At 31.7% G+C, this 11,992-nt stretch carries 10 protein-coding genes; all 10 read left to right on the top strand.

The genetic code is table 11. The features are described from left to right. On the top strand, window positions 1–2,166 hold the full coding sequence (locus ACZ5VL_RS00445) for a heavy metal translocating P-type ATPase (RefSeq protein WP_464198921.1): 2,166 nt from the start codon (window positions 1–3) through the stop codon (window positions 2,164–2,166). A gap of 7 nt (window positions 2,167–2,173) precedes the next feature. After that, window positions 2,174–3,346 carry a Y-family DNA polymerase gene (locus tag ACZ5VL_RS00440; protein ID WP_464198919.1) on the top strand — a complete coding sequence of 391 codons (1,173 nt, stop codon included), beginning with the start codon at window positions 2,174–2,176 and terminating at the stop codon, window positions 3,344–3,346. Window positions 3,347–3,408: 62 nt separating this feature from the next. Further along, window positions 3,409–3,951, top strand: coding sequence for a hypothetical protein (locus ACZ5VL_RS00435; protein ID WP_464198918.1), 543 nt, complete (start codon window positions 3,409–3,411; stop codon window positions 3,949–3,951). A gap of 1 nt (window position 3,952) precedes the next feature. Beyond that, window positions 3,953–4,774, top strand: a complete 822-nt coding sequence (gene lgt / locus ACZ5VL_RS00430; protein WP_464198916.1) for a prolipoprotein diacylglyceryl transferase — start codon at window positions 3,953–3,955, stop codon at window positions 4,772–4,774. 15 nt (window positions 4,775–4,789) lie between these two features. Continuing rightward, on the top strand, window positions 4,790–5,983 hold the full coding sequence (locus tag ACZ5VL_RS00425; protein WP_464198914.1) for an MFS transporter: 1,194 nt from the start codon (window positions 4,790–4,792) through the stop codon (window positions 5,981–5,983). A gap of 77 nt (window positions 5,984–6,060) precedes the next feature. Further along, window positions 6,061–8,172, top strand: coding sequence for a carbon starvation CstA family protein (locus ACZ5VL_RS00420; RefSeq protein WP_464198912.1), 2,112 nt, complete (start codon window positions 6,061–6,063; stop codon window positions 8,170–8,172). Then, window positions 8,132–8,356 carry a CstA-like transporter-associated (seleno)protein gene (locus ACZ5VL_RS00415; protein WP_464198910.1) on the top strand — a complete coding sequence of 75 codons (225 nt, stop codon included), beginning with the start codon at window positions 8,132–8,134 and terminating at the stop codon, window positions 8,354–8,356. Before ACZ5VL_RS00420 ends, ACZ5VL_RS00415 begins: the two co-directional genes overlap by 41 nt. A gap of 191 nt (window positions 8,357–8,547) precedes the next feature. Continuing rightward, on the top strand, window positions 8,548–9,234 hold the full coding sequence (locus tag ACZ5VL_RS00410) for a fumarate reductase cytochrome b subunit (RefSeq protein ID WP_464198908.1): 687 nt from the start codon (window positions 8,548–8,550) through the stop codon (window positions 9,232–9,234). Window positions 9,235–9,247: 13 nt separating this feature from the next. Further along, entirely contained in the window at window positions 9,248–11,236 is a 1,989-nt protein-coding gene (locus ACZ5VL_RS00405; protein ID WP_464198906.1) for a fumarate reductase flavoprotein subunit, read from the top strand. Further along, window positions 11,229–11,948: a fumarate reductase iron-sulfur subunit gene (locus ACZ5VL_RS00400; RefSeq protein WP_464198904.1), complete on the top strand. Its 720-nt coding sequence runs from the start codon at window positions 11,229–11,231 to the stop codon at window positions 11,946–11,948. Before ACZ5VL_RS00405 ends, ACZ5VL_RS00400 begins: the two co-directional genes overlap by 8 nt. Window positions 11,949–11,992 lie beyond the last annotated feature (44 nt).

Genomic DNA, 11,992 nt, shown 5'->3' with positions numbered 1-11,992 from the left:
ATGTCTGAGAAAATAAAACTTAACATAAGCGGAATGAATTGTGTTAATTGCTCTACTGGTATAGAAAGAAGCGTTAGCAAGATAAATGGCGTAAAGTCTGCAAGTGTTAGTTTTGCAAACTCAAGTGGAGAGTTTGTGCTAGAAAATGATGATATTTTAGAAGATGTTATAAAAAAGATAAAATCCCTTGGATTTAATGTTGTAAAAAATTATAAAGAACTTGAAAAATATAGGCAACTTTATATAAAAAGCTTGTTAATAAAGCTTTTTATATCAGCTGTATTTTCAGTTCTTATAATGTTTATAGAGATGTATATGCGGCCAAATTTTAACTTAAATTTGGCTATGCTTATTCTTAGTAGTGTTGTTGTGTTTTATTGTGGTGGACATTTTTTTATACATGCAAAAAAAGCTTTGCAAAATAAAAATTTCGATATGAATGTGCTTATATCTCTTGGAGTATTGGTTGCGTATTTATACTCAGTAGCTGTTATTTTATTTCCTGATTTTGTTCCACAAAACCTAAGATACCCATATTTTAGCAGTAGTGCTATGATTATTACTTTTGTAACTCTTGGGAAGTTTTTGGAAGAAAGGTCTAAATTAAAAGCAGGTGATTATATAAAAAAACTAATGGATTTAGCTCCAAAAACTGCACTTAAAGTTTCAACAGGTGCACAGCTAGAAGAAGTTAGTGTAGAAGATCTTAAAAAAGATGATATAGTTATTGTAAAAAGTGGTTTTAATATACCTTGCGATGGAATTATAATAGAAGGCAGTGGCGATGTGGATAAATCTTTTTTAAGTGGTGAGAGCTTACCTGTGTTTCATTCAAAGGGAGATTGTGTTTATGCTGGATGCATAAACATAGATGGCTATATGACCATAAGAGTTATTAAAGATCAAAAGGATACTATGCTTCATCAAATTTTAAACTTGATGAGTGAAGCAAGCTCTAAAAAAATGCCTATTTCAAGATTCGCAGATAAAGTGGCAAATATTTTTGTACCAAGTGTAATTTTGATCGCAATAGTTACTTTTGCTTTTTGGTCTATATATGAAAGCATATCTTTTGGGCTTATTTTGGCAGCTAGCGTTCTTATCATATCTTGTCCATGTGCTCTTGGATTAGCAACTCCTATTGCTATAGTATGTGCTTTGGGAGCTGGTGCTAAAAAAGGAGTTTTGATAAAAAATCCAGAGGCTTTAGAAAATATGAAAGATATAAAATTTGGTGTTTTTGATAAAACTGGAACCTTAAGTAAAGGTGAAATAAGTGTTAAAAAATCTTTTATAAGTGATCAAATTTTATCTTTTGTTGCTAGTGTTGAAGAAAGAAGTGAACATCCTATATCTAGGGCTATTGTAGAATATGCTAAAAATAATTGCATGTGCGCTACAAAATTTAATGGTGAACACAAAAGTATCCCAGGAAAAGGCATTATTGCATCTCAAGAAAATATTCATGTTATTATCGGAAATTTGGGATTAATGCAAGAAAATAGTGTATATATAAGAGATGATATTTTAGACGAAATAAATAAAATAACAAACGATGGTTTTGGCGTTATAATGGTGGCTTATAACTCAAACTTTAGCGGATATCTAGTTTTAAGTGATAGTATAAAAGATGGAGCAAAAGAACTTATTGATGAGTTGAAAAAAATGAATATAACGCCCATAATGCTAACAGGCGATACTAAAAATGTTGCAAATTATATAGCAAAACAACTGGACATTAAAGAGGTTTATGCAGATTTATTGCCTCAAGACAAATATATTTTTATTGAGAATCTTAAGCAAAAAGGGAAAGTTCTTTTTGTTGGCGATGGTATAAATGATGCACCTTCGTTAAAAGCTGCTGATATATCAGTTGCTATGAGTGGTGGAAGTGATATAGCAAAAGAAAGTGGAGATATTGTTATAGTAAATAGTGATTTAAAATCTATAATTCATTTTATAAAATTAGCCAAAGAAACAATGAAAACTATAAAACAAAATTTATTTTGGGCTTTTATTTATAATACTTTTTTTATACCAGTTGCAGCTGGTGTTTTTTATCCATTTGGAATAATATTAATGCCAATGTATGGTGCAATTGCAATGAGCATAAGTTCTTTTAGCGTTGTACTAAACTCTCTTAAACTTAGGTTCATGAAAATTTGAAATAAAAATGATTTTACATATCGATCTTGATTGTTTTTTTGTTTCGGCAGCAAGAATAAAAGATGATAGTTTAAAAGATCAAATAGTTGCTGTAGTTGGCTCAAATAATAGTAATATTTTTGGTGATGAGGTAGTACAAAACTCAAACAAAGGTGTTATTTTAAGCGCTAGTTATGAGGCAAGAAAATTTGGTATTTGTTCAGCTATGAGTGTAAATGAAGCTTTGAAACTATATCCGAAACTAAAGTTAGTTCAAAATGATATGGAATTTGATAGAGCAATATCTGCTGAAATTTATAAATTTCTATATACTTTTACTCCAGAGATTGAGAAATTTAGTATAGATGAGTTTTTTCTAAATTTAAAAGGAACAAAATATCAAAATGATTATATGAATTTTGCTAGGTTTTTACAACAAAGCATACTTGAAAAATTTAAAATTCCTTGCAGTATTGGACTTTGTGAAGGTAAATTTTTAGCTAAACTTGCAACTGATTTAAAAAAACCATTTGGCATAAAGTTTTTAGATGTAAAAAACTTAAAAGAAGACCTTAAAGATGTTGATATTGCAAAATTCCCAGGTATTGGAAAAAGCACACAAAAGTTTTTATATAATCACTCTATAAGAACCATTTCTCAAGCAATTGAGTGCAAAAGTATATTTGAAAAAATGAGGAAAAATGGTATCAAAATTTATAATAGAATTTGCGGTATAAATGATGGTGAAATAATAACCAAAAGGGCTTCAAAAAGCATAGGTTTTGGTAGAACTTTTTTCCCAACCATAAGCAGAGATGAAGTAAGACGTAAAATTTCTATAATGTGTAGACATCTTGGTTTTGAGGTTTTGAAAAATAATTTAAATCCAATGAGTTATGAGTTAAAAATTAGATATAAAAATCGGTACGAATTTGCCAAAAGGTCTACTCCAAATAAACCATTTTGTATAGATTTGTTAAACTGTGTATGTATGAAATTATTTGACGAGGTTGATAAATATAGTTTTGAAAGCATTATTTATATAGGGATAAATCTCACAAATTTCTCTTTAAAACCAGAAAATTCAACATCTCTTTTTAGTTATGAAGATGATATAAAACAAAAAAAATTAGACAAAACTTTTAGTAAAATTTGGTTAAAATTTGGCATAGATAAGATAAAAAAAGCAAATGAAATTTAGTTATCAATGTATATTAATAAAAATTTTGATAGGATAGTAGTTTAAAAATTTTAAGGATTTATATGAAAGTTGGTGAATTATACTCTGTTATGTGCTTAATATTTGCTACAAATTTCAAAGGTGTAATAGATAAAAATCACTTTGAAAATATGGCAAAAAATTGGATAGTTAAAAATGATAATGCTGAAAATATAAAAGGTCATGAATATTGGGAAAAATCTATTAAAAATGAAAATTATGAAAATGTAGTAAAAGATTTTGAAAGTTTAAAAGATAGTTTTGATACTGTATATTTTAAGCTAAATGATTCTGCTAAAGTTGATGATTTTTTTAAAAATATTAAATTTAAAAAGCCTTTTGAAGAATTAAATAGTTCGCATATATCAAACATACTAGTGCTTTTATCTGGAATCTTAAAACAAGATAAAGATGAAAAATCACATATGCTTTTAGGGTATGTTTTAACACAATATTATATCCATCCAGCAAGAGCGCTTGCTTCATACTTGCAAGAAAATGCTAATAGTGATTACTATAAAGCTATAGGCTATTTTTTGGCTGATTTTTGTAATCTTCTAAAAACCTCTCTTGCTCTAAAGGCATAGTATGAGTTGGTGGAGCGAAATATATTCTAAATTTGATCCTATTGCTTTTAGTATTTTTGGGGTAAATGTCCACTGGTATGGCATTATGTATGTCTTAGCTCTTCTTGTTGCACTTGGAGCTGCTAAGTATTTTGTAAAAAAAGATAACCTTCCTTTTAATGACAAAATATTAGATAACTACTTTATATGGGTTGAAATTGGTGTTATTTTAGGCGCAAGACTTGGATTTGTTTTTATATATTCAGATGCGCAAATGTTTTATTTAACACATCCTTGGGAGATATTTAATCCTTTTTATAATGGAAAGTTTGTGGGTATCAGTGGAATGAGCTATCATGGCGCTGTAATTGGCTTTATAATATCTACGTTTTGGTTTTGTAAGAAACACAATCAAAATGCATGGAAATTACTTGACTTAGTTGCTATTTGTATACCTCTTGGTTATATTTTTGGTAGGATTGGAAATTTCTTAAATCAAGAATTAGTAGGCATTGTTTCAGATGTGCCTTGGGCAATCAATGTTGGCGGAGTTTTAAGACATCCAAGCCAGCTTTATGAAGCATTTTTAGAAGGAGCTTTGGTATTTGTAATACTTTATATATATAGAAAATATAAAAAATTTGATGGCGAAATTATTTCATTATATGTTATTTTGTATTCTATAATGCGTTTTATTAGTGAAATTTTTAGACAACCAGATGTGCAAATAGGAAAAGTTTTTCTAGGTCTTAGTATGGGTCAAATTTTATCTTTTTTAATGTTGTTTGCTGGATTAGTTGTATATTTTTATTTATTGTCAAAAAAGGATAAAAATAGATTTTAGATTGAAAGGAAGTATATGATAAGTCCAAAAAGAACTTTACAAATTTTAACAGCTCTTTTTGTTGCTATAATTTTTATATTTGTTGGAAACTCGCTAGCTTTAAATTCAGCTGGTATGATGCTAAAAACTGCAAATATACATGACTTTTATATAGGTATCATAACATCTTGCTTTTTTCTTGGAGCCATTATTAGTTCTATATTTGGATATAAATTTATAAGTAGTTATGGCTATATCAGATCTTACGCTATTTTTACTGCCTTATTTGCTGTATCTGCTATTTTACATGATCTTGTTAGTAATATAATTTTATGGGCTATACTAAGATGCATGCTTGGTTTTTCATACTATAGTATTTGTATGGTTGTAGAAAGTTGGATAAATGCTAGATCAAGAAATGAAATTCGTTCACGTGTTTTTAGTTTTTATACTGCGATTTATTATATATCATCAGCATTTGGTATGTTACTACTATCATTTGATTTAGAATCTTCACAAGTATTTGCTTTATCCGCCTTTTTTATAATGCTGGGCTCAATTCCATTAAATATCATAAAGATAAAAGAGCCAATGCTTCCGCCAAAAAAGAAAATTTTTATACCAAATGTGTTTAGTTTAGTTCCATTAGCCTTGGTAACAAGTTTTATAGCTGGTATTTTAATGAGTGGATTTTTTGCTATGGGCGGTGTTTTTATAATCTCAATTGGTGGCGATATAAGGGATGCTTCACTATTTTTACTTATAGCTATGGTTGGTGGATTTTTAGGACATATCTTTTTTGGTTATTTTTCTGATAAATTTGGCAGAAAGTTCTCTATCATGTTATCTTGTGTTATATCTTTTATATCAATCTTGCTTATGTTGGTTTTTGGTAGCAATATCTTATTTTATAAAATTTTTGTTTTCTTTATGGGTATTGGTATATTTTGTCTTTATGCTCTTGCTGTTGCTAGGGCAAATGATGTATTAAATAGCAAAAACGAAGCAACGCAAATAAGTGCTACGTTGTTACTAAACTACTCACTTGGTTCTCTTTTAGGGCCAATTATAATAGGCTATTTTATGCAACAATTTGCGGGTAACGGATTTATTTATGTATATTTGGTTGGGCTGATTATTTTATTTATAATAGCATGTTTTGTTGATGTTGTGCCAAAAGAGCATAGAACCAAATTCATGTCTCACCATCCAAGTGAAATTTTACGATAAATAAAATAACTTTTTTTATTACTTTTTAAGATAAATACAGTAAAAATATGAGCAGATTTTGTTTAAAGGAGAACCGCGTGAACAAATTTATTGCAAATATTTTGTGGATGTTTGTAGCTGTAATTGCAGCTTGGTGTTTTGGTGTCCTAGCCTTGCATAAAGGTGAAGCTATAAGTGCTGTATGGATGGTTATAGCAAGCGTATGTATATATATGATAGGATATAGATTTTATGGGCGTTTTGTAGCTTATAAAATTTTAGGTCTTGATGATAATAGAGCAACCCCAGCTGTTATAAATAACGATGGAAGGGATTATGTCCCAACAAACAAATACATCTTGTTTGGCCATCATTTCGCAGCTATCGCGGGAGCTGGTCCTTTGGTTGGACCTGTTGTTGCTGCACAAATGGGATATTTGCCATCCATGATTTGGCTTCTTGTTGGTGTTGTTATAGCTGGAGCTGTTCATGACTTTATTGTTCTTTTCTTATCTACTAGAAGAAATGGAAAAAGCTTGGGTGAGATGATAAAAGAAGAAATGGGTGGTTTAACTGGTGCTATTGCTATGGTTGGTATATTTTTTATCATGTTGATAATAGTTGCAATTTTAGCAATGGTTGTGGTAAATGCCCTAACTAACTCTCCTTGGGGATTTTTTACGATTGCAATGACTGTTCCTATTGCAATTTTTATGGGAATTTACATGAGATATATAAGACCTGGCAGAGTTTTGGAAGCTTCTATTATTGGTTTGGTTTTATTGATTATATCTCTTTGGTATGGAAGTATTGTAGCAGCTGATCCAAATTTAGCTAAGTATTTTTCATTTTCAAAAGTTACTATAGCTTGGATTATAATAGCTTATGGCTTTATAGCTGCCATTTTGCCTGTTTGGTTTTTGTTGGCTCCAAGAGATTATCTTTCAACATTTTTAAAAATAGGCGTTATTGCTGGTATGGCTATTGCTATTTTAATAGTTGCACCTGATTTAAAAATGCCAGCAGTTACGGCATTTATAAATGGTGCAGGGCCTGTTTTTGCTGGTAAACTTTTTCCATTTTTATTTGTAACTATTGCATGCGGGGCTATTAGTGGATTTCACGCTCTAATTTCTAGTGGAACAACGCCAAAAATGGTTGAAAAAGAGGGGCAAACGTTATTTATAGGTTATGGCTCAATGCTAATGGAGAGCATGGTTGGTATTATGGCTTTGATAGCAGCTTGTATATTAACTCCAGAAATTTACTTTGCTATAAATACACCCGCTGTCTTGCTTGGAAATACACCTGATAGTGCGGCTGCTTATATAAATGGACCTTTAGCGCAGATTGCAAATATAGGTTTTAAAATTACTCCAGATGAGATATCTGATCTTGCTAATCAAATAGGTGAAAAAACTATTTTAAGTAGAACCGGTGGTGCTCCAACATTTGCCATAGGTCTTACTATGTTGCTTCATCAAATCATGGGTGGAGAAAGTATGATGGGATTTTGGTATCATTTTGCTATTTTGTTTGAAGCATTATTTATATTAACAGCAGTTGATGCAGGAACTAGAACCGGAAGATTTTTGATACAAGATATTTTGGGAAATTTATACAAACCTATGGCAAATACTAGGAATCCAATATATGGCTTGATGGCTACTTTTATATGTGTTAGTGGTTGGGGTTATCTGCTTTATGCTGGTGTAACTGATCCAATGGGCGGTATTTATACTCTTTGGCCATTATTTGGCGCATCAAATCAAATGCTTGCTGGTATGGCTCTGCTTTTAGGTACTGTTGTTATATATAAAATGGGTAAAACAAAATATGCATGGGTTACGATAATTCCGGCTATTTGGGTGTTGATAACTACGATGTATGCTGCATTTCAAAAACTCCTTCCAGCAAATGGTGATAAAATTCATGACTCTGTTAGCCATGTTGCAGCAGCTCAAAATGCGATGGCAAAGCTATCATCACTTACAGATCCAGCTGCGATTGCAAAAACACAAGCTATCATAAGAAATAACATTGTAGATGCAGTTTTGTGTGGTCTTTTCATGTTTGTTACTGTTGTGGTTATAGTTCAAACTATAAGAATTTGTATGAAAATAAAAAATGGCACAGGGCTAAAGGATTATCCATTGGCTGAAACTCCTTATGAAGATGCAAGAAAATATAATGTTGTGGTTGGGCACTAAATTTAAGGCGGTAAAAGATGTTTATGATAAAATCGATAGAGTTTTTTACCCTATACTTGGTCTTCCAAGTTATGATAAATATCTTGAACATTTTAAAACTCATCACCCTGGAGAAAAACCACTTTCTAGGGGTGAGTTTATCAAGCACGCCCAAGAAGATAGAGCTAAAAATCCAAAGTGTTGATAATTTTTTTAGGATGTAGGTTACATCTCACTTTAAAATTTTTTAACACTTGTTAGTAAGTTTTATTTATTAAAAAAATCTTTAAGAAAAGAACTTATATTTTTTATTAATTTTCTTATTAATTTTCAGCATCAAATAAGATAATCTGATATATAATAGCCATTTTAAAACTTAAAGATAAAGGAGTTTGTATGGTGGGCCGTATAGAAGGTTTTCTTGGAAAATCTGTAGATGGTAAAAAAAGTCGTTTACCAGCTTTGCAAGATAAATTACAAAGCTTAAGCGGTTTAGTGCTTGCAGTATTTATGATTTTTCATATGATTTTTACAAGTACAATTATGTTTGGCAAAGGTGCTTTTGAGAGTGTTGTTCATTTTGCTGAGCCTTTTGGAATATATCAAGTTACTAATGTTGTTGCGTTTGTCATACTTATAATATTTATGGTGCATGCATTTTTAGCTATGAGAAAATTTCCTGCAAATTATGCTGCTTATAGAGCTTACAAAGCGCATAAAATTCGTATGAAACACTGTGATACAACGCTTTGGTGGATGCAATTTTTAAGTGGCTTTTTGTTATTTTTCTTTGCAAGTGTTCATATAATCACTATAGTATTTGGTGACAAAATTACACCAGATCTTTCAATTGCTCGTTTTTCACAGCTTCATATTTTTTATCTTGTATTGTTGGTTGTAACTGTAATACATGCAAGTATAGGAACATATAGATTGTTTGTAAAATGGATTAGCATAGATGGAACTAAAACTGAATCAACTGCAACAAGAAAAACAGTAAAAACCATTAACTTTGTAGTTTGGGGTGCGTTTATCGTACTTTCAATTGTTGCTGATATGGTTTGGTTATCTTTAGGCAAATAAAAGGAAATATGATATGAATATAATATATTGTGATGCATTAGTTATCGGTGGTGGACTTGCTGGTCTTAGAGCAGCAGTTGCTGCAGCTGATAAAGGTAATAGCACTATAGTTTTGAGTTTATGCCCTGTTAGAAGATCTCACTCTGCTGCTGCACAAGGTGGTATGCAAGCTAGTCTTGGTAACTCAAAAATGAGTGAAGGCGATAATGAGGATGTGCATTTTGCTGATACAGTAAAAGGAAGTGACTGGGGATGCGATCAACAAGTTGCTAGAATGTTTTGCCAAACTGCTCCAAAAGCGATTCGTGAGCTTGCTAGTTGGGGTGTTCCTTGGACTAGGATTACAAAAGGTAAAAGAAGTGCAGTTATAAATGCACAAAAAACAACAATTGAAGAAAAAGATGAAGTTCACGGTCTTATCCATTCAAGAGATTTTGGTGGAACAAAAAAGTGGAGAACATGTTATACAGCTGATGCAACTGGTCATACAATGCTTTTTGGTGTTGCAAATGAGTGTGTAAAACATAATGTTGATATAAGAGACAGAAAAGAAGCCATAGCTTTAATACATAAAAATAATCGCTGTTATGGCGCTATTGTAAGAGATCTTATAGATGGTAAAATTGAAGCTTATGTAGCTCGCGGAACACTTATAGCAACTGGTGGATATGGAAGAATTTATAAACATACAACAAATGCTGTAAACTGTGAAGGAATTGGCGCTGCAATAGCTCTTGAAACAGGTATTGCAAAACTTGGAAATATGGAAGCGGTTCAGTTTCACCCAACCCCAATAGTTCCAAGTGGTATTTTGCTAACTGAGGGATGTCGTGGGGATGGCGGTATATTAAGAGATGTTGATGGATACCGCTTTATGCCAGATTATGAGCCTGAGAAAAAAGAGCTAGCAAGTAGAGATGTTGTTTCAAGAAGAATGATGGAACATATTAGAAATGGTAAAGGTGTAAAAAGCCCTTATGGAGAGCATTTGTGGCTTGATATAAGTATCCTTGGTAGAGCTCATATTGAGAAAAACCTAAGAGATGTTCAAGAAATTTGTGAGATATTTAACGGTATTGATCCAGCTGATGAAGGTCCAAAAGGCTGGGCGCCAGTTTTGCCAATGCAACATTACTCAATGGGCGGAATTCGTGTAAAACCAACAGGCGAGAGTCAAACTTTACAAGGTTTATTTAGTGCTGGTGAAGCAGCATGCTGGGATATGCACGGATTTAACAGACTTGGAGGAAATTCAGTTTCTGAAACAGTTGTTGCTGGAATGATAATTGGTGATTATTTTGCAGATTTTTGTAAATCTCACGAGATAGATATAAATACTGAAGTTGTTCAATCATTTGTTACAAAACAAGAAAATTATATAAATGACCTTTTAAATAAAAATGGCAAATTTAATGTTTATGATATCAAAAATAAAATGAAAGATATTATGTGGGAACATGTTGCTATATTTAGAACAGGTGATGGATTGCAAAAAGCAGTAAATGAACTTGAAGAACTTTACAAAGAGTCTTTAAATATCAACATCAAAAATAAAGAAAAATACGGCAATCCAGAGCTTGAAGACGCTTATAGAACACCAAAAATGATAAAACTAGCGCTTTGTGTTGCTTATGGTGCTTTACTTAGAACAGAAAGTAGGGGTGCGCACTATAGAGAGGATTATCCAAAAAGAGATGATCTAAACTGGCTAAAAAGAACTCTTGCAACATGGAATGAAGGCGATACAATGCCAACTATAAGCTATGAAGACTTAGATATTATGAGTATGGAAATGCCACCTGCATTTAGAGGATATGGTGCAAAAGGAAATATCATAGAAAATCCACTTAGTGAGCAAAGACAAGCTGAAGTTGACAAAATTCGTGAAGAATTAAGCGCCGCTGGTAAATCTCGCCAGGAGATACAAGAAGCTCTAATGCACTATGAACTTCAACCTAAATTTAAACAACCAAACCAAAGAGTAGGAGTAGGCAATGAGTAGGAAAATAACCATAAAAGCATTTAAATATAATCCACTTAGCAAAATTTCAAAACCTCATTTTGCTACATATGAGCTTGATGAGACTGATGGTATGACTATTTTTATTGCTTTAACAGTAATTAGAGAAAAATATGATCCAGATTTAAGTTTTGACTTTGTTTGTAGGGCTGGAATTTGTGGAAGTTGTGGAATGGTTATTAATGGTGTTCCAAAACTTGCTTGCAGAACCCTTACAAAGGATTTTTCAGATGGTGTAATAGAGCTTATGCCAATGCCTGCTTTTAAATTAATCAAAGATTTAAGTGTAAATACAGGTGAATGGATGGCTGAAATGAACAAAAGAGTTGAAAGCTGGGTTCATTCAAATAAGACAACTGACATATCAAAAATGGAAGAAAAAGTTGATCCACAAGCTGCACAAGATACATTTGAATTAGATAGATGTATAGAGTGCGGAATTTGCGTTGCAAGTTGTGGAACTGCTATCATGAGAAAAGATTTCATTGGTGCTGTTGGGTTAAATAGAATTGCAAGATTTAAACTAGATCCTCTTGATGAAAGAACTGATGAAGATTTTTACGAATTAGTTGGTGATGACAATGGTATTTTTGGATGTATGACTTTGCTTGGTTGTGAAGATAACTGTCCTAAACACTTACCACTTCAAAGCAAAATAGCTTATATGAGAAGAAAGCTAGCTAGCGTTAAATAAAACTACTTTAAGCAAGGAGTAATCCTTGCTTAAGCTTATACTGA

It is taken from the genome of Campylobacter sp. GTC17093 (genome assembly GCF_055397635.1).
The sequence above is the reverse complement of the archived record's forward strand: the minus strand, read 5'-3'. Positions and strand labels throughout refer to the sequence as shown.

Bases quoted from the DNA above. Each gene is read 5' to 3' on its own strand.
- ACZ5VL_RS00445 (WP_464198921.1), top strand. From the start codon at position 1: ATGTCTGAGAAAATAAAACTTAACATAAGCGGAATGAATTGTGTTAAT.
- ACZ5VL_RS00440 (WP_464198919.1), top strand. From the start codon at position 2,174: ATGATTTTACATATCGATCTTGATTGTTTTTTTGTTTCGGCAGCAAGA.
- ACZ5VL_RS00435 (WP_464198918.1), top strand. From the start codon at position 3,409: ATGAAAGTTGGTGAATTATACTCTGTTATGTGCTTAATATTTGCTACA.
- lgt (WP_464198916.1), top strand. From the start codon at position 3,953: ATGAGTTGGTGGAGCGAAATATATTCTAAATTTGATCCTATTGCTTTT.
- ACZ5VL_RS00425 (WP_464198914.1), top strand. From the start codon at position 4,790: ATGATAAGTCCAAAAAGAACTTTACAAATTTTAACAGCTCTTTTTGTT.
- ACZ5VL_RS00415 (WP_464198910.1), top strand. From the start codon at position 8,132: ATGAAGATGCAAGAAAATATAATGTTGTGGTTGGGCACTAAATTTAAG.
- ACZ5VL_RS00410 (WP_464198908.1), top strand. From the start codon at position 8,548: ATGGTGGGCCGTATAGAAGGTTTTCTTGGAAAATCTGTAGATGGTAAA.
- ACZ5VL_RS00405 (WP_464198906.1), top strand. From the start codon at position 9,248: ATGAATATAATATATTGTGATGCATTAGTTATCGGTGGTGGACTTGCT.
- ACZ5VL_RS00400 (WP_464198904.1), top strand. From the start codon at position 11,229: ATGAGTAGGAAAATAACCATAAAAGCATTTAAATATAATCCACTTAGC.